The following is an 18,471-nucleotide window of genomic DNA, read 5'->3' on the forward strand; positions in this document are numbered from 1 at the left end:
ATCATTGGCCCCAGGAATCGCGCAGGGTCACGGTACGGTTGAAAACAGGCTTGCCAGGGCGGGAGTCCTTCAGGTCGGCGCAGAAGTAACCCTCACGCTCGAACTGGAAGCGATCCTCAGGCTTTGCCTGGGCCAGTGACGGCTCAGCACGGCAACCACTCAACACCTGCAGGGAATCCGGGTTGATGTTGTCGAGGAAGCTCCCCCCCTCTTCCGACTTCTCCGGGTTCGGCGAACGGAACAGGCGGTCGTACAGGCGCACTTCGCATTCAACGCTGCCTTCGGCCGGGACCCAATGGATCACGCCTTTGACCTTGCGGCCTTCCGGGTTCTTGCCCAGGGTGTCCGGATCGTAGGAGCAGCGCAGTTCGACGATATTGCCTGCCGCATCCTTGATAGCCTCGTCGGCGCGGATCACGTAGCTGCCACGCAGGCGTACTTCGCCGCCAGGGATCAAGCGCTTATAGCCGGCCGGCGGAACCTCCTCGAAGTCACCAGCATCGATGTACAGCTCACGAGAGAACGGCAGGACGCGCACGCCCATGTCTTCCTTCGGATGGCGCGACAACTCAAGGTTCTCGACCTGGCCTTCCGGGTAGTTGGTGATGACCACCTTCAGGGGCTTCAGAACGCACATTGCGCGCGGTGCGGTGGCATCGAGGTGATCGCGGATGCTGAACTCCAGCATGCCAATATCCACTACGCCGCTGGCACGGTTCACGCCGATCATCTCGCAGAAATTGCGAATGGACTCCGGGGTGTAGCCACGGCGACGGTAGCCGGACAGGGTCGACATGCGCGGATCGTCCCAGGCGCTGACGTGACCTTCATCAACCAGTTGCTTGAGCTTGCGCTTACTGGTGATGGTGTAGTTCAGATTGAGGCGCGAAAACTCGTACTGGCGAGGCTGGGCCGGGACCGACAAGTTTTCCAGGAACCATTCGTAGAGCGGACGGTGATCCTCGAACTCCAGGGTGCAGATGGAATGGGTGATGCCCTCGATGGCGTCCGACTGACCGTGAGTGAAGTCATAGCTCGGGTAGATGCACCACTTGTCGCCAGTCTGGTGATGGTGGGCATGACGGATACGATAGAGGATCGGATCGCGCAGGTTCATATTCGGCGAAGTCATGTCGATCTTCGCGCGCAGGGAACGGGTGCCATCCGGGAACTCACCGGCCTTCATACGAGCGAACAGGTCCAGGTTCTCCTCAACCGAACGATCACGAAAGGGGCTGTTCCTGCCCGGCTCGGTCAGGCTGCCGCGGAACTCGCGCGCCTCTTCTGGAGACAGGTCGCAAACGAACGCCTTGCCGGCCTTGATCAACTCGACAGCCCAGTCGTGCAACTGGTCGAAATAATTGGAGGCGTAACGCACCTCGCCGGCCCAATCGAAGCCCAGCCACTTCACATCGCTTTCGATGGCGTCGATGTACTCCTGGTCTTCCTTAGCCGGGTTGGTGTCGTCGAAGCGCAGATGGCAATCACCGCCGAACTCCTTGGCCAGGCCGAAGTTCAGGCAGATCGACTTGGCATGACCAATGTGCAGATAGCCGTTGGGCTCCGGCGGGAAGCGGGTGACGATCTTGGTGTGCTTGCCGGCGTCCAGATCCGCCTGGACGATCTGGCGCAGGAAGTTGGAAGCGGCGGGAGTCTCTGGCTTGCTCATGGGGTCCTTACATCTAGCTGGTGCGCGGCTCAGGGTAGGCCGGCCAAATCAAAGCGCTTATCATAGCCGAAGCTGTCAATCCCCTGACAGGCCTTGGATTTCTCGATAGAGCGAATAGCCAAATGATCAAGCTGCATACCAACCACGGCGTCATCACCCTGCAACTCTTTGAAGACAAAGCCCCGGATACCGTGGCCAACTTCAAGGAGTACGTGAAGGCCGGCCATTACGACGGCACCATCTTCCACCGCGTGATCGGCAACTTCATGATCCAGGGCGGCGGCTTCGAGCCGGGCATGAAGCAGAAGTCCACCCGTGCCCCGATCAAGAACGAGGCCAACAATGGCCTGTCCAACAAGGTCGGCACCGTCGCCATGGCCCGCACCATGGAGCCGCACTCGGCGTCCGCGCAGTTCTTCATCAACGTCGCCGACAACACCTTCCTGAACCACAGCGCGCCGACCGTCCAGGGTTGGGGCTATGCCGTGTTCGGCGAAGTAGCCGAAGGCATGGACGTGGTGAACAAGATCAAAGCCGTGGCCACCACCATGAAGTCCGGCCACCAGGACGTTCCGGTTGATGACGTGATCATCGAGAAGGCCGAGATCGTCGAGTGATATTGCTGATCTCCGATCTGCATCTTGAAGAGGAACGCCCGGACATCACCCGGGCGTTTCTTTCTTTCCTGCAGACCCGCGCCCCGCGCGCTGAAGCCCTGTACATACTCGGCGACTTCTTCGAAGCCTGGATCGGGGACGACGCCATGACACCGTTCCAGCACGCCATCGCCCGGGAGCTGCGCACGCTGGCCGATGGCGGCACGCGCATCTACGTGATGCATGGCAATCGCGACTTCATGATCGGCAATGACTTCTGTCGCGAAGCAGGATGCACACTGCTGCCGGACCCGAGCCTGGTACAGATGAATGGCGAACCGGTGCTGCTGATGCATGGCGACAGCCTGTGCACCCAGGACGAAGCCTACATGCGCTTGCGCCGGTGGCTGCGCAATCCCGTGACCCTGTTTATCCTGCGCCACCTGCCGCTGGCCACCCGCCATAAGCTCGCACGCAAGTTGCGCAAGGAAAGTCGGATGCAAACCCGCCAGAAAGCTGCGGAAATCACCGACGTCACCCTGGAAGAAATCCCGCGCATCCTTCGCCAGCACGGCGTCAGGACCTTGATCCACGGCCACACTCACCGCCCGGGCATCCACGAACTGGACCTTGACGGTCAATCGGCCCGACGCATCGTCCTGGGAGACTGGGACCGACAAGGCTGGGCGCTTCAGGTAGACGAGCAGGGATTCCTGCAGACCCCATTCAACCTCGTCTGACATTTCCTGCGAGGTGTTCCTCGCAGGCCGACTCGCCGCCTCTTGAGGGGGTGGCTATCGGCCAGCAGCATCGCCGCTCCGATTCAACGTCAAGGAGCGACCATGCCACTTACCAAGGCCCAACTCATCAAATGTGCAGGCGGCCCCGTAGTCCTCGCCATCCTCGCCTTCGCCCTCTTCAACGGCATCTTCTTTTATAACGAAGCCGGCTTCTCCACTCACGTGCGAACCATCTTCGGCGAGGAAAAGGCAGTAGATGACGCCGGCTACGCCACCAAGTGGTTTGGTCGCGCGAAGGCCTGGCCCTGGACATGAAGGTCAAGGATTAGAACCCAACCGAACGACAGCGCCCACCAGGGCGCTTTTTGTATGCCGGTCAGGCCGGCACGCCGCTGTGGAAGCGGAACTCCTCATCCGTCGACTCGATCAGCTCCCGCTCGGCCGCCCTCACTTTCTCGATGGTGCGATCAACGTCCTGAGTCTCGCCGTACTGATAGGCCAGCTTCAGATAGCCCTGGTAGTGACGGGACTCGCTCTTCAGCAAGCCACCATAGAACTTGCCCAGCTCCTCATCCAGATGCGGCACCAAGGCTTCGAAGCGCTCGCAGGACCGAGCTTCAATGAAAGCGCCCACCACCAACGTATCCGCCAGCTTCTGAGGCTCATGACTGCGTACCAGCTTGCGCAGTCCAGAAGCGTAGCGCGACGCAGACACGGGTATGAGGTCGATCCTGCGCCTCTTCATAATGCGCAGCACCTGCTCGTGGTGCACCAGCTCCTCGCGAGCCAGTCGCGACATGAAGTTGATCAGATCCAGATGAGTGGAGTACTTGGCCATCAGCGCCATGGCCGTGGACGCCGCCTTGAACTCGTTGTTCTTGTGGTCGATCAGCAGGGTTTCCTGATCGGCCAGTGCAGCCGTTACCCAGGCATCAGGGGTACGGCAGCCAAGAAATTCATGGATCTCAGGAAAGTTCACAAGTAGCTCTCATCATGCTGGGCGCCGCGCTGGCCGGGCTCCCGGAGGCGGAGCATTATACGAATGCAGGACGCGACGACCAGCCCGACACACTTGATATATGTCAAGAACGCAAAAGCCGAATCGAGACTACATTTGATTTGGCTATAAGCCATCGACAGGGAGATGAGGACCATGCAAGCCATTCGCAGCATTCTGGTGGTATTGGAACCGGACCGGCCGGAAGGCCTTGCCCTGAAAAGGGCAAAACTGATCGCAGGGGTGACTCAATCTCACCTGCACCTCTTGATCTGCGACCGCAAGGGCGACCATACCGACTACCTCAGCGATCTGGCCGATTCGCTCAAGGCCGAGGGCTATAGCGTCAGCACCCAGCAGAGCTGGCTGGACAGCCAGCACCAGACCATCATCGCGTCCCAGCAGGCCGAGGGCTGCGGCCTGGTGATCAAACAGCATGTGCCGGACAATCCGCTGAAGAAGGCCCTGCTCACTCCCGATGACTGGAAGCTCCTGCGCTACTGCCCAGGCCCCGTGCTGATGGTAAAGACTGACAAACCCTGGACCAACGGCAATATTCTCGCCGCGGTCGACGTGGGCAATAGCGATGGCGAGCATCGCACGCTGCACGCCACCATCGTTAGCCACGGCTACGACATCGCCGGACTCGCCCACGGCACCCTGCACGTGATCAGCGCCCACCCCTCCCCCATGCTCTCGGCGGCGGACCCAACGTTCCAGCTCAAGGAGACCATTGAAGCCCGTTATCGCGACGAATGTCGCGTTTTCCAGGCCGAGTACGACGTCAGCGACGAACGGTTGCATATCGAGGAAGGTCCGGCAGATGTACTCATCCCCCATGTCGCTCACAAGCTGGAAGCGGTGGTCACGGTGATTGGCACCGTAGCCCGCTCCGGCCTTTCCGGCGCGCTGATTGGCAATACCGCTGAGGTGGTGCTGGATGCTCTGGAGAGCGATGTGCTGGTGCTCAAGCCCGAGGCCATCATCGCCCACCTGGAAGAGCTGGTCGCCCAGCGCTGACTCCCCCTGAACGAAAGAAGCCGCCTGTTGGCGGCTTTTTTTCGTGACGTCAGACGCGAATCTCGACACCTTCGCGCAGGAAGCGCGGCGCGATGTAACGCTCGTAGTGAGCCTCGGACAGCAGGAAGAACTCCCGATCGATGGCTTCCCGCACGTCCGGCAAAGCCCAGTCGCGAAACTCGGGGAGGAGCACTATTCCATAGGCATCCAGGCGACTGATCATGCGTGATGCCCGCGCGATCAACTGGTACGCCCAGCAGTAATGGGACTGCTCGAGCACGAATCGCACCTGGTGCTGCTCCAACTGATGACGCAGTCGCGCTGGATCGAATACTTCCAGCTTGGCCGCCATCACCTGCACCAGGAGGATTTCGAGACGCCGCCACACCGCTCGCTTCTCGTCCTCGCTGTACAGATTCCAGTTCACCACTTCATGGTGAAAACGCTTGCAGCCCCGGCAGACATGGTCGCCATAGACAGTAGAACAGAGGCCGACGCAAGGCGTCTTGATGCGCTGGTTGGACATGATGAAGGAGGATTCGGCAGGTGAAACAGGCGCTCCATCTTAGTCCTTTGTCTAATCAGGGTCACCCTCAGTGAATTCGGGATTTCGTCTTAACTTTGCCGAGCCTTTCCTTTAGAATCAGCCCGCCTTTTAAGGCGCCGATATCCGTTGGAAGCTGTTTTCAAAGCGTCACGAGCACAGTTCATCCGGCAGGAAATAATGGCGCCGGGCATCCCGCCAGGGATGTCCGCCGCCAGCCCTCATCAGGTCTTCCTTCCGGCGTAAAACTTTGAAAACAGCTTCTCGATGGAGGCCGCCGAAACCTTGGCCAGACAGCCCAAAAAGCTGTGCGGCGCATGCGTTCGGCGGATTCCTGGATGAGCGCCCTGGACATTCCAGGGCCACTGATGAGGGTAAAACTGTGCTTGAAGCCTATCGCAAACACGTAGAAGAGCGTGCCGCCCAGGGCGTTGTGCCCCAGCCGCTGAACGCCGAACAAACCGCAGGCCTGGTCGAACTGCTGAAGAACCCGCCAGCCGGTGAAGAGGCCTTCCTCCTCGACCTGATTACAAACCGTGTTCCGCCGGGCGTCGACGAAGCCGCCTACGTCAAAGCCGGTTTCCTTTCCGCTGTCGCCAAAGGCGAAGCCACCTCCCCGCTGATCAGCAAGGCCCGCGCGACCGAACTGCTGGGCACCATGCAGGGCGGCTACAACATCGCCACCCTGGTCGAGCTGCTGGACAGCGCCGAACTGGCCACCACTGCTGCCGAACAGCTCAAGCACACCCTGCTGATGTTCGACGCCTTCCACGACGTCGCCGAGCGTGCCAAGAATGGCAATGCCTCCGCGCAAGCCGTGCTCAAGTCCTGGGCCGACGGCGAGTGGTTCGTCAACAAGCCTGCCGTACCGGAAAAAGTCACCCTGACCGTGTTCAAGGTCCCCGGTGAAACCAACACCGACGACCTGTCTCCGGCTCCTGACGCCTGGTCCCGCCCCGACATCCCGCTGCACGCCCTGGCCATGCTGAAAATGGCCCGCGACGGCATCGAGCCGATCCAGCCGGGCTCCGTCGGCCCGCTGAATCAGATCGAAGCGGTCAAGGCCAAGGGCTTCCCGGTTGCCTACGTCGGCGACGTGGTCGGTACCGGTTCTTCCCGTAAGTCCGCCACCAACTCGGTGCTGTGGTTCTTCGGCGACGACATCCCGTACGTTCCGAACAAGCGCGCTGGTGGCTTCTGCTTCGGCACCAAGATCGCCCCGATCTTCTACAACACCATGGAAGACGCCGGCGCCCTGCCGATCGAATTCGACTGCACCAACCTGGCCATGGGCGACGTCATCGACGTGTACCCGTATGAAGGCAAGGTCGTTCGCCACGACAGCGGCGAAGTAGTCACCACCTTCGAACTGAAGACCCCGGTCCTGCTGGACGAAGTCCGCGCTGGCGGCCGTATCCCGCTGATCATTGGCCGCGGCCTGACCGAGAAGGCCCGTGCCGAACTGGGCCTGGGTGCTTCCGACCTGTTCAAGAAGCCGGAATCCCCGGCTGACAGCGGCAAAGGCTTCACCCTGGCGCAGAAGATGGTTGGCCGCGCCTGCGGTCTGGCAGAAGGCCAGGGCGTACGTCCGGGCACTTACTGCGAACCGAAGATGACCACCGTCGGTTCCCAGGACACCACCGGCCCGATGACCCGCGACGAGCTGAAAGACCTCGCCTGCCTCGGCTTCTCCGCCGACCTGGTAATGCAGTCCTTCTGCCACACTGCGGCCTATCCGAAGCCCATCGACGTCAACACCCACCACACCCTGCCGGACTTCATCAAGACCCGCGGCGGCGTGTCCCTGCGTCCGGGCGACGGCATCATCCACAGCTGGCTGAACCGCATGCTGCTGCCGGACACCGTCGGTACCGGTGGCGACTCCCATACCCGCTTCCCGATCGGCATCTCCTTCCCGGCCGGTTCCGGCCTGGTTGCCTTTGCCGCCGCTACCGGCGTAATGCCGCTGGACATGCCGGAATCGGTACTGGTGCGCTTCAAGGGCAAGATGCAGCCCGGTATCACCCTGCGTGACCTGGTGCATGCCATCCCCTACTACGCCATCCAGTCCGGTCTGCTGACTGTCGAGAAGAAGGGCAAGAAGAACATCTTCTCCGGCCGCATCCTCGAGATCGAAGGTCTGAACGAACTGACCGTCGAGCAAGCCTTCGAGCTGTCCGACGCCTCGGCCGAGCGTTCCGCTGCCGGTTGCACCATCAAGCTTCCGGAAGAGGCCATCGCCGAGTACCTGCGCTCCAACATCACCCTGCTGCGCTGGATGATCGGCGAAGGTTACGGCGACGCCCGCACCCTGGAACGTCGTGCCCAGGCGATGGAAGCCTGGCTGGCCAAGCCGAACCTGCTGGAAGCCGACAAGGACGCCGAATACGCTGCCGTGATCGAGATCGACCTGGCCGATGTCAAGGAGCCCGTGCTCTGCGCGCCGAACGACCCGGACGATGCCCGCCTGCTGTCCACCGTGGCCGGCGACAAGATCGACGAAGTGTTCATCGGTTCCTGCATGACCAACATCGGTCACTTCCGCGCTGCCGGTAAGCTGCTGGACAAGGTCAAGGGCGGTATCCCGACCCGCCTGTGGCTGGCCCCGCCGACCAAGATGGACCAGCACCAGCTGACCGAAGAAGGCTACTACGGCATTTACGGCAAGGCTGGCGCGCGCATGGAAATGCCGGGCTGCTCGCTGTGCATGGGTAACCAGGCTCGCGTACAGACCGGTGCCACCGTGGTCTCCACCTCCACCCGTAACTTCCCGAACCGCCTGGGCGACGCCACCAACGTCTACCTGGCCTCTGCCGAGCTGGCGGCCGTTGCCTCGATCCTGGGCAAACTGCCGACCGTCGAGGAGTACATGGAATACGCGAAGAACATCGACAGCATGGCTGCCGATATCTACCGCTACCTGTCCTTCGACCAGATCGCCGAGTACAAGGAAGCCGCTGCAAACGCCAAGATCCCGGTGGTCCAGGCCTAAGCCTACATCGGTATCCCGGTAACGAAGAAGCCCCGCCCGTGCGGGGCTTCTTCTTTGCGCTTCAGGCAACCGCAGATCAATCGGAGCCGCATCGAACGACTCCGCCGAAGGCCACACACTTTCGACAGAAGGGTGCCCTCTCTGCCTTGCAGCTGCCCCGTCAGCAGCTATGTTCCAGTTATCAGTTACCACGACGGGGAGCGTCGTCATGAAACTCTGGAACCTGATCCTCTTCTGCGCCCTTGGCCTGGTTGGCTGCTCCAGCGAATACCTGATCGCAACGACCGATGGCCAGATCATCACGACCCACGAGAAACCCGAACTGGACCGGGACACCGGCATGCTCGAGTTCGAAGATGACGAAGGCCGCAGCCAGCAAATCCCGCAAGCGCAGGTGAAACAGATCATCGAACGCTGAGGCAGCCCCGAGCTCGAACCACTACCCCGTCGCGGCGGCTTCTTTACCTACCCTCTGGCATATCGCTTGCTTGCTCAGCATCAACAATACTCACTCCAACGGCGGAGCGAGTTGATGACAATGGCGTCGATTCCGGCCGGCCCCGGCTGCTCCGGATCGGCGCCATTTTGCTGATAGGCGGCAACCAAGATGACAGACAAGCAAAACACCACGCGCGCAGACAATCTGGCCTGGGTCGCAGGCAGCGACGCGCCAGAGAAGTGCATGCTCAACCTGGGCTTCATGCCCCTGACCGACTCGGCCTCACTCATAGTCGCCGCCACCCAGGGCTTCGCCCAGCCATACGGCCTCACCCTTGACCTCCAGCGCCAATCCTCCTGGGCCACGCTGCGCGACAAGCTGCTCTCCGGCGAACTGGACGCCGCGCAAGCACTCTACGGACAAATCTACGGTATAGAGCTGGGCATTGGCGGCCCCTGCGCCGAAATGGCCATCCTCATGGGCCTCTGCCAGAACGGCCAGGCCATCAACCTCTCCGAACCACTCAAGCGCATCGGCGTGACCAGTTCCGAGGCACTGACCCGCCACGTGCGCCATGACGGTGCACGTCTGACCTTCGCCCAGACGTTCCCCACCGGCACCCACGCCATGTGGCTGAACTATTGGCTGGCCGCCCAGGGCATACATCCGTTGCAGGATGTCGATACGGTCGTTGTACCGCCCTCGCAGATGGTCGCTCACCTCAAGGCCGCTCGCATCGACGGCTTCTGCGCTGGCGGCCCCTGGGGCGCATTGGCGGTGGACCAGGGCCAGGGGTTCACCCTGGCCACCAGCCAGATGATCTGGCCGGACCATCCGGAGAAAGTCCTCGGCGTCACCCGCGAGTTCGCCGAGCAATACCCCAACACTACCCGCGCCCTGACCATGGCCGTCCTAGAAGCGAGCCGTTTCATCGACGCCAGCCTCGAGAACAGGAGCAGCACCGCCCAGTTGATCAGCGGCAGCGACTACGTAGACGTCCCGCTGTCGGCCGTTGAGCCGCGCTTCCTCGGCCACTACGAGGATGGATTGGGCAACGCCTGGAAGGACGATCACCCGCTGCGCTTCTTCGAGGGCGGCCAGGTGAACATGCCCTATCTCTCTGACGGTATCTGGTTCATGACCCAGTTCCGCCGCTGGGGCCTGTTGCGGTACGACCCCGACTATCTCGCCATCGCCCAGCGCGTCCAGCAGCTGGATCGCTACCGCGAAGCCGCCGAAGCCCTCGGTATCCCCGTTCCCGCCCCGATGCGCAGCGCCACACTGATTGACGGTCGTACCTGGGACGGCAATGACCCCGCTGGCTACGCCCGCAGCTTCCCCATCCATTCCCTGGCCGGCAATGCCCGCGCCATTGCCCTGTAGCCGTTAGGGAAGACCGCCGCCATGCTGCGCATCCTGCTGATCAACGACACCGCCAAGAAAGTCGGCCGCCTCAAGGCCGCCCTGGTGGAAGCCGGCTTCGAGGTCATCGACGAATCCGGTCTGACCATCGACCTGCCGGCCCGAGTCGAGGCCATTCGCCCGGACGTGGTCCTGATCGACACCGAATCCCCGGGCCGAGACGTGATGGAACAGGTTGTTCTGGTCACCCGTGACCAGCCCCGCCCCATCGTCATGTTCACTGACGAGCACGACCCCAAGGTCATGCGCCAGGCCATTCAAGCCGGCGTCAGCGCCTACATCGTCGAAGGCATCCAGACCGACCGCCTGCAGCCGATCCTCGATGTCGCCATGGCCCGCTTCGAGAGCGACCAAGCCCTGCGCGCCCAGTTGACCGTGCGCGATCAGCAGTTGGCCGAGCGCAAGCGCATCGAACTGGCCAAGGGGCTGCTCATGAAGATGAAAAACTGCAACGAGGAAGAGGCCTATACCCTGATGCGGCGCCAGGCCATGAGTCGCCAGCAGAAGCTGATCCAGGTAGCCGAACAGATCATCGCCATGCACGACATGCTCGGAAACTGAAACCCGGACACAGCCCTACTTGTAAGCGCGGGCTCCGCTCAGGGAGGCGCAGCCCGCTCCTGCCCGACGGTGTGCCATCAGGCTAATCCGCGGGCGCAGGCGAAACAGCCCTCGACAAAGGCACCGCGAAGCCCTTATCTTCGCCGCCAGGCCACCACAGTGGCCGACGTCGCTCGGACGGTTCCGGGCGCTTACGTATCCGAGGAAAGCATGGCTGACCAGCGTTCACCGCGCCGTTTTGCGCGCATCGATCGTCTTCCCCCCTACGTCTTCAACATCACCGCCGAACTCAAGATGGCAGCACGCCGACGCGGTGAGGACATCATCGACCTCTCCATGGGCAACCCCGACGGCGCCACTCCGCCGCATATCGTGGAAAAGCTCGTGCAGGTCGCCCAGCGTGAAGACACCCACGGATACTCCACTTCCCGCGGTATTCCCCGCCTGCGCCGAGCCATCTCGCGCTGGTACAAGGACCGTTACGACGTGGAGATCGATCCAGAGTCCGAAGCCATCGTGACTATCGGTTCCAAGGAAGGCCTCGCGCACCTGATGCTCGCCACCCTGGACCATGGCGACACGGTGCTGGTCCCAAACCCCAGCTACCCGATCCACATCTATGGTGCGGTAATCGCCGGCGCCCAGGTACGCTCAGTGCCCCTGGTACCCGGCGTGGACTTCTTCGCCGAACTGGAGCGGGCGATTCGCGAGAGCATCCCGAAGCCGAAGATGATGATCATCGGTTTCCCCTCCAACCCCACCGCCCAGTGCGTGGAACTGGACTTCTTCGAGCGCGTGGTGGCCCTGGCCAAGCAGTACGACGTTCTGGTCGTGCACGACCTGGCCTACGCCGACATCGTCTACGACGGCTGGAAGGCGCCCTCGATCATGCAAGTCCCCGGCGCCAAGGACATTGCGGTGGAGTTCTTCACCCTGTCCAAGAGCTACAACATGGCAGGCTGGCGGATCGGCTTCATGGTCGGCAACCAGGAACTCGTCAGCGCCCTTGCACGAATCAAGAGCTACCACGACTACGGCACTTTCACACCGCTGCAAGTTGCCGCCATTGCCGCTCTGGAAGGCGACCAGCAGTGCGTCCGCGATATCGCCGAGCAATACCGCCAGCGCCGCAACGTCCTGGTGAAGGGCCTCCACGAAATCGGCTGGATGGTGGAAAACCCCAAGGCCTCGATGTACGTCTGGGCCAAGATTCCCGAGCCCTACGCCGCCATGGGTTCCCTGGAGTTCTCCAAGAAGCTCCTGGCCGAAGCCAAGGTCTGCGTATCGCCCGGCCTGGGCTTTGGCGACTACGGTGACGATCACGTACGCTTCGCCCTGATCGAGAACCAGGACCGAATTCGCCAGGCCGTTCGCGGCATCAAGGGCATGTTCCGTGCTGATGGAATCCTTGAGTCGCCGGCAGCGCCCAAACCCCGGAAGTCCGGCAAGGCCTGACGCCCGATTACGTCCCCTGGTCACAGGGGACACACTCTCCGCTGAACTTTCCCGAAACCTGCGCCCGGCAAGGTTTCCTTGCCTTTTCAAGCGTTTCAAGCCCCCTCCCACGCACCTCCGCTCGTCGGCTTTCGGATCGTTATTTTGAACAAAATCAGGGGTTCACCACTCTGATGATAGCCTGAGTACATCGCGTCACTTTTGAGCCATGGTCGGTGGATGGCGCGCATGTCTTATTCCCCTTGAGTCCGGAGCGATTCCAAATGCACAAGTTCATGTGCAAGAGGTTTCTGTGTCTCAAAAAAGGAGGAGTGCGTATGAAGACATGAAACATACATAGAGATGTAGAAAAACCTGACCACCACTCAAAGTCCAAAGAGACTAAAGAGTAAGAAAATAACATATATCGGTGCCCTTACTGCATCAGCACACCAACTTACTTTGTAAAACAAGAGGTAAACCATGGAGCTGTACCATCTCATTACTTCCCTGTTCAAACAGGAAGCAACCATGGAACTAATGCGCATGGGTGTTGTTTATGCCCACTTGATCGCTTGCTGCGTGGCAATCGGCCTGGTCCTGACCAGCGACTATGCCATGATCAAGCAAATGATCACTGGCAAAGACGATGCTACCCATAGCGACAAAACCCATCTTGATACTCTGAAGAAAACTGTACTGCTTGCACTTGCGGCACTCTGGGTAACAGGGATAGGTATCGTACTGCTGGACTACTCTGTCAAAGGCGCGGTGTATTTCCTCAACCCCAAACTCCAGGCGAAAATCCTGGTCGTGACACTGTTGACCGTAAACGGTTTCCTGCTTCACAGCGCTGTACTGCCTGCCATCAAAAAAGCCGGCACGCTGGTCAAGATGGAAACCAACGCCCGTACCCTCGCGGTGTTCGCGGGTGTCGTCTCCGGAGTCTCCTGGTTCTATGGAGCCATGCTGGGCATCGCTCGTCCGCTTAGCTGGAAATACTCCCTTGGCGAAATCATGTTCGCTTACCCGCTGTTCATCTGCCTTGGCTTCGTCGCGATGACGCTGCTGGTGAAGTGGGCAAGCAACAGAGCTGAAAATGTCACTCCTTCTCGAGTGAATCCCGCACTCGCCTCGCTGTAAGAGATGACTGGGCAGGGATGCCCAGTTTCAGCTCACAGCCTCATCAGCTTGTTTACCCATTAACTGCATTACCCACTTTTAATCGATACAACGCCCCTGCAAAAAAACTCCCCTGCTTCTTCCTCGCGAACAGGCACCAAAGTCCAGAATCCCCCTTCGTTCAAGCTGGTCCGGAACTTTTCCACCCTCTGCATGTACGAACTGCTGCCCCTAGGTATTCAGCAGTAAGGACATCAAGTGATCGACCTAAGCACCTGGAACCTCACGGTCCCAGCCACCAGTTCCAATACTCTCATCACCACCGATCGCCTTAACAATGGCTACGAAAGCCAATACTTTCGGCGAAATGCTGACGGTAGTATCAGCTTCTGGGTACCCGTGAATGGGTCCCGCACCGAAGATGCCAGATACCCCCGAACCGAACTGCGGGAAACCCAGGCTGATGGCACCCTCAGTTACTGGTACCACGCCAGCGCCGATAACTACCTCAGCGCGGTGCTCTCCGTAGAGCAGGTACCCAGCCAAAACAAGATCATCATCGGCCAGATCCATAGCAAGGACGAACCCGGCAGCGAGAACGACCCCCTGCTCAAGATTCAGTACCACTACTTGCGCGGCAACGGCCGGGTCGAGGCGTTGCTTCGCAAGCGCCCAGGGGACAAGGAGGTGGAGAACATCTTGCTTGCCGAGAACGTCGACCTGGGCGAGCGCTTCGGCTACGACCTGCGCATCACGCCTACCGGCAAACTGGGTATTACCGTCACCAGCAACGGCGATGATGGCAATCTCTATCGCGAACTGAGCGGCTACTGGGGGGCCCAGCAGCTCTACTTCAAGGCCGGCGCCTATATCCAGGACAACTACGGAGCCGACAACGAAGGCGGCCGCGTCACCTTCTACTGGTTGAACGGGCTGCACCGCTGACATTCAGACTCGAAATGCCGGGCTATCCGATCTCGCCGGCGTAGAATCAGCGCTTTGCCGCTTCTACGCCCGAGATTCCCATGGCCCGCCTATCCCTGAACTTCCCGGAAGACCAGTACTGCTACTCCACCCACCTGACCGTGCGCGTCACCGATATCAACGGGGCAAACCACCTTGGCAACGACTCTATGATCTCGATGATCTCGGAAGCCCGCGCGCGATTCCTGTTCGAGTTCGGCGTCAGCGAGACTGCCGAAGACGGTACCGGGATAATCGTCACCGACCTGGCCACCACCTACCGGGCCGAAGCCCACGCCCGCGATCAGTTGTTGTTCGAGGTGGGTGTCATGGACTTCAACAAGTACGGTGGCGATATCACCTTCCGCATCACCCGCCCGGCCGATGGCCGACTGGTCGCCATGGCCAAGTCCGGCTTCGTCTTCTTCAACTACCGGGCGTCTTGCGTGGTCACAATGCCTGATGGTTTCCGCAACACCTTTCCCAAGGTGAACTGGCTGGACTGAGGCCGAGCGGCCTCAACTCGGTGCACCCCGCCTCCCCACGCCCCTTTTTGAATCAGACCAGGTTTCCATCAGACACCCGCTAACCGCCCTGGAATAGGTATTCCAAAGATTGGCCCGGCTCTTGCTGTGTATCTGGCAGAGGTAGCCAACGGCGGTTGCCCATCACACGACAAAGGCGTCGCGTCACTCCGCAGCATTGCGGGCAGTGGTGCGACGCCTTTTTCGTTCCGGCCCCAGCGATGGGGTGGTGGACGGGCCGGGATCCGGACGTTCGCTTGCAGCTCACTCACTCCCGCTGCGGCTTGTGCCGCAGGACGAAGCGCCACAAGCGCGACGTTTTACCGGGAGGTGCGACCGCCGTGCCCACGATCACGACAGGCGCGCCTCCCGGCCCCTAACTGCAGATGAGGTGTTCGATGACAACGAGTTTCTGGAAAGCCGGCCACACGCCTACCCTATTCTCCGCCTTTCTCTACTTCGACCTGAGCTTCATGGTCTGGTACGTGCTTGGCCCGCTGGGCGTGCAGATCGCCACCGACCTCCAACTCACCACGCAGCAGCGCGCCATGATGGTCGCCACACCCATCCTGGCTGGCGCCGTATTGCGTTTCCTGATGGGCATGCTGGCCGACCGCACCTCGCCCAAGACCGCCGGCCTGATCGGTCAGGTGGTGGTGATCGTCGCACTGTTCGTTGCCTGGCAAATGGGGGTGCGCACCTATGAGCAGGCGCTGCTCCTTGGCCTCTTCCTTGGATTCGCCGGTGCATCCTTCGCCGTGGCGCTGCCGCTGGCATCCCAGTGGTATCCGCCGCAGCACCAGGGCAAGGCCATGGGTATTGCCGGTGCCGGCAACTCCGGCACTGTGCTGGCCGCTCTTTTCGCACCGGGCCTGGCTGCCCTCTACGGCTGGAACAACGTTTTCGGCCTGGCGCTGATCCCACTGGTACTGACCCTGGCGATCTTCTCCTTCGCGGCTCGCAACGCACCCAACCGTCCGGCCCCCAAAGCGCTTGGTGATTACCTCAAAGCCCTGGGCGATCGGGACAGCTGGTGGTTCATGCTGTTCTACAGTGTGACCTTCGGCGGCTTCCTCGGCCTGGCCAGCACCCTGCCCGGCTACTTCCACGACCAGTACGGCCTGGCCCCGGTCACCGCCGGCTACTACACCGCCGCCTGTGTGTTCGCCGGGAGCCTGATGCGCCCGCTGGGCGGCGCCTTCGCCGACCGCATCGGCGGCATCCGGACCCTGCTGGTGGTCTACACCGTAGCCTCCATATGCATCGCCGCCGTGGGTTTCCACATCGCAAGCTCCACCGTCGCGCTCGCCCTCTTCGTAGTCGCCATGCTCAGCCTCGGCGCCGGCAATGGCGCAGTGTTCCAGCTCGTGCCCCAGCGCTTCCACAAGGAAATCGGCGTGATGACCGGCCTGATTGGTATGGCCGGCGGGATTGGTGGCTTCTGCCTCACCGCAGGCCTGGGCGCCATCAAGCAGAACACCGGCGACTACCAACTTGGCCTGTGGCTGTTTGCCAGCCTGGGCGTGGTGGCGTGGTTCGGCCTCTACGGCGTCAAGCAGCGCTGGCGCACCACCTGGGGTTCGGCCGCCGTCACCGCTGCGCGCGTCTGACCTGATGCCGACTTCGGCGCCAACAGCGGCGCCGAACCCGATCCGACAAGGAGCGCCTCGCGCTCCTTTCGCCATACAGGACGCTCATCCAGATGACCCTGCAACTCAGCTTCGGTGAGGCCAGCGCCACCGGTCCGCGCACGGAGAACCAGGACGCCCTGCGCGTAGTCACACCAGCGCCTGCCCTGGCCGCCAGCAAGGGCTACCTTTTCGCACTGGCCGATGGCGTCAGCCAATGCGCCGACGGCGGTCTGGCCGCTCGTGCCACATTGCAGGCGCTGGCGCTGGACTATTACTCCACCCCGGAAACCTGGGCCGTGGCCCAATCCCTGGATCGGTTGCTGGTGGCCCATAACCGTTGGCTCCAGGCCAATGGCGGCGGCCAACCGTTGCTCACCACACTGACCGCCATGGTGTTGCGCGGACGCCGTTTCACCCTGGCCCACGTGGGCGACTGTCGTGCCTATCGCTGGGACGGCCAGCAGTTGCTTCGCCTCAGCGAGGACCATGTCTGGGAACAGCCCGGCATGCAGCACGTGCTCAAGCGCGCGCTCGGCCTGGACCAGCACCTGGTGGTGGACTACCTGGACGGTGAGCTGGCGGAACGCGAGGGATTCGTCCTGGTCAGCGATGGCGTCTGGGCCGTTCTCGGCGACCAGGGTATTCAGCGCATCCTCCAAGATGAACAGGACCTCCCCGCTGCCGCTCAGGCGCTGGTCAGCGCAGCGCACCTGGCGGGCGGCCAGGATAATGCCAGCGCGTTGCTGATTCGCGTGGAAAACCTGCCGCAGACTGGACTGGCCGATACCTTGGCGCAGCTGGATCACTGGCCGTTGCCGCCCCGTCTGCTGGAGGGGCAGGACTTCGAGGGCTGGCAGGTCGATCGCCTGATCGCCGAATCCCGCCAGTCCATGGTCTATCGGGTACGCGACGGCCAGGAACGGCGCTGGTTGCTGAAGACCCTGCCCACCAGCCGTCACGACGAACCTGGAGCCGCCCCGGCGCTGATGCTGGAAGAGTGGTTCCTGCGCCGCGTCGCCGGCCGCCACTTTCCCGAAGCGCATCCGCTACCCCAACGCCAGCACCTGTACTACGTGCAGCGCGAGTACGCAGGACAAACCCTGGCCGAACATCTGCGACTTAGCGGCACGATGGCGCTGCCGGAGTGGCTGGATATTGCCCCGCGCCTGCTCAAGGCCTTGGGACAGCTGCACCGGCGCAACATCTTGCACAGAGACATCAAGCCAGAAAACCTGCTCTGGGGAGATGACGGCGAGCTGCGCCTACTGGATTTCGGCCTGGCCTATTGCCCCGGACTGTCCCAAGACCAGGCCCACAGCCTGCCCGGTACGCCCAGCTACATCGCCCCGGAAGCCTTCGCCGGAGCGCAGCCGTCCCCCCGACAGGATCTATACGCCGCGGGAGTTACTCTGTATCACCTGCTAACCGGTCACTATCCCTATGGTGAAGTCGAAGCCTTCCAGCATCCGCGCTTTGGCACGCCCACTCCGGCCAGCCGCTATCGGCCCGACCTGCCCGCCTGGCTGGACGAGTGCCTGGCTCGCGCCGTCGTCGCCGACCCCTCCGGACGCTACGAAACGATGGAAGAATGGCTGCTGGCCCTGGAGCAAGGCGAGCGCCGTGCCCTTGCCGCCAAGCCCAAGCCGTTACTGGAGCGTGAGCCGCTAAAGGTTTGGCGCGGGTTGGCCCTCCTATCCCTGCTGCTCAACCTGGCACTGCTGATCGTCCTGCTGCAAGGCTGACGCACCAAATCAGGGCAATGCGCCCCAGGCAAGTGCGAGACGACCCACGAGTCATTACGCATGACCGCGACGTAC

At 61.6% G+C, this 18,471-nt stretch carries 16 protein-coding genes and 1 pseudogene; 14 read left to right on the top strand and 3 right to left on the bottom strand.

Annotation, left to right across the window (positions count from 1 at the left end; genetic code table 11):
• Nucleotide 1: 1 nt before the first annotated feature.
• Nucleotides 2–1,669 (bottom strand): glutamine--tRNA ligase/YqeY domain fusion protein, encoded by a 1,668-nt coding sequence (locus tag AAHM40_RS00420; protein ID WP_342242945.1) that lies wholly within the window; start codon nucleotides 1,667–1,669, stop codon nucleotides 2–4.
• Nucleotides 1,670–1,791: 122 nt separating this feature from the next.
• Between AAHM40_RS00420 and AAHM40_RS00425 the strand changes: the two genes are divergently transcribed.
• The 3 genes and pseudogenes from AAHM40_RS00425 to AAHM40_RS00435 all read left to right on the top strand — a co-directional run.
• Nucleotides 1,792–2,286: a peptidylprolyl isomerase gene (locus AAHM40_RS00425; RefSeq protein WP_028627769.1), complete on the top strand. Its 495-nt coding sequence runs from the start codon at nucleotides 1,792–1,794 to the stop codon at nucleotides 2,284–2,286.
• The gene (gene lpxH, locus AAHM40_RS00430; RefSeq protein ID WP_342242946.1) at nucleotides 2,283–3,005 is read left to right on the top strand and encodes a UDP-2,3-diacylglucosamine diphosphatase; all 723 of its coding nucleotides are present in this window, start codon (nucleotides 2,283–2,285) and stop codon (nucleotides 3,003–3,005) included. The genes AAHM40_RS00425 and lpxH overlap by 4 nt, the downstream gene beginning before the upstream one ends.
• Nucleotides 3,006–3,107: 102 nt before the next feature.
• A pseudogene (locus AAHM40_RS00435) lies at nucleotides 3,108–3,308 on the top strand (SPFH domain-containing protein); the annotation flags it as partial.
• Between the two features lie 73 nt (nucleotides 3,309–3,381).
• On the opposite strand, the gene miaE reads toward AAHM40_RS00435, so the two are convergent.
• Nucleotides 3,382–3,984, bottom strand: a complete 603-nt coding sequence (gene miaE / locus AAHM40_RS00440; RefSeq protein ID WP_342242947.1) for a tRNA-(ms[2]io[6]A)-hydroxylase — start codon at nucleotides 3,982–3,984, stop codon at nucleotides 3,382–3,384.
• Nucleotides 3,985–4,158: 174 nt separating this feature from the next.
• Here miaE and AAHM40_RS00445 point away from each other — a divergent pair, with 174 nt between their 5' ends.
• Nucleotides 4,159–5,022: a universal stress protein gene (locus AAHM40_RS00445; protein WP_028627774.1), complete on the top strand. Its 864-nt coding sequence runs from the start codon at nucleotides 4,159–4,161 to the stop codon at nucleotides 5,020–5,022.
• Between the two features lie 49 nt (nucleotides 5,023–5,071).
• On the opposite strand, the gene AAHM40_RS00450 is transcribed toward AAHM40_RS00445, so the two are convergent.
• Nucleotides 5,072–5,548: a DUF1289 domain-containing protein gene (locus AAHM40_RS00450; RefSeq protein ID WP_342242948.1), complete on the bottom strand. Its 477-nt coding sequence runs from the start codon at nucleotides 5,546–5,548 to the stop codon at nucleotides 5,072–5,074.
• A gap of 400 nt (nucleotides 5,549–5,948) precedes the next feature.
• Between AAHM40_RS00450 and acnB the strand changes: the two genes are divergently transcribed.
• The 10 genes from acnB to AAHM40_RS00500 all read left to right on the top strand — a co-directional run bounded on the left by acnB (nucleotide 5,949) and on the right by AAHM40_RS00500 (nucleotide 18,396).
• Nucleotides 5,949–8,558, top strand: a complete 2,610-nt coding sequence (acnB, locus tag AAHM40_RS00455; protein ID WP_342242949.1) for a bifunctional aconitate hydratase 2/2-methylisocitrate dehydratase — start codon at nucleotides 5,949–5,951, stop codon at nucleotides 8,556–8,558.
• A 208-nt stretch (nucleotides 8,559–8,766) separates the two neighbouring features.
• A complete protein-coding gene (locus AAHM40_RS00460) occupies nucleotides 8,767–8,976 on the top strand; it encodes a YgdI/YgdR family lipoprotein (RefSeq protein ID WP_280284222.1) in 210 nt (69 codons plus the stop codon).
• A gap of 189 nt (nucleotides 8,977–9,165) precedes the next feature.
• A complete protein-coding gene (locus AAHM40_RS00465; protein WP_342242950.1) occupies nucleotides 9,166–10,380 on the top strand; it encodes a CmpA/NrtA family ABC transporter substrate-binding protein in 1,215 nt (404 codons plus the stop codon).
• Nucleotides 10,381–10,401: 21 nt separating this feature from the next.
• Nucleotides 10,402–10,980: an ANTAR domain-containing response regulator gene (locus AAHM40_RS00470; protein ID WP_342242951.1), complete on the top strand. Its 579-nt coding sequence runs from the start codon at nucleotides 10,402–10,404 to the stop codon at nucleotides 10,978–10,980.
• 210 nt (nucleotides 10,981–11,190) lie between these two features.
• A complete protein-coding gene (alaC, locus tag AAHM40_RS00475) occupies nucleotides 11,191–12,435 on the top strand; it encodes an alanine transaminase (RefSeq protein WP_342242952.1) in 1,245 nt (414 codons plus the stop codon).
• Nucleotides 12,436–12,897: 462 nt separating this feature from the next.
• Nucleotides 12,898–13,557: a hypothetical protein gene (locus AAHM40_RS00480; protein ID WP_342242953.1), complete on the top strand. Its 660-nt coding sequence runs from the start codon at nucleotides 12,898–12,900 to the stop codon at nucleotides 13,555–13,557.
• 237 nt (nucleotides 13,558–13,794) lie between these two features.
• Complete coding sequence (locus AAHM40_RS00485) at nucleotides 13,795–14,481, top strand: polysaccharide lyase family 7 protein (RefSeq protein ID WP_342242954.1); 687 nt, start codon at nucleotides 13,795–13,797, stop codon at nucleotides 14,479–14,481.
• 80 nt (nucleotides 14,482–14,561) lie between these two features.
• A complete protein-coding gene (locus AAHM40_RS00490) occupies nucleotides 14,562–15,005 on the top strand; it encodes a thioesterase family protein (protein WP_280284228.1) in 444 nt (147 codons plus the stop codon).
• 416 nt (nucleotides 15,006–15,421) lie between these two features.
• Complete coding sequence (locus AAHM40_RS00495; protein WP_342242955.1) at nucleotides 15,422–16,633, top strand: nitrate/nitrite transporter; 1,212 nt, start codon at nucleotides 15,422–15,424, stop codon at nucleotides 16,631–16,633.
• 92 nt (nucleotides 16,634–16,725) lie between these two features.
• On the top strand, nucleotides 16,726–18,396 hold the full coding sequence (locus tag AAHM40_RS00500) for a bifunctional protein-serine/threonine kinase/phosphatase (RefSeq protein ID WP_342242956.1): 1,671 nt from the start codon (nucleotides 16,726–16,728) through the stop codon (nucleotides 18,394–18,396).
• The last annotated feature ends 75 nt before the right edge of the window (nucleotides 18,397–18,471 follow it).

The sequence above is a fragment of the Pseudomonas sp. OTU5201 genome (genome assembly GCF_038440135.1).
Classification (GTDB): domain Bacteria; phylum Pseudomonadota; class Gammaproteobacteria; order Pseudomonadales; family Pseudomonadaceae; genus Metapseudomonas; species Metapseudomonas resinovorans.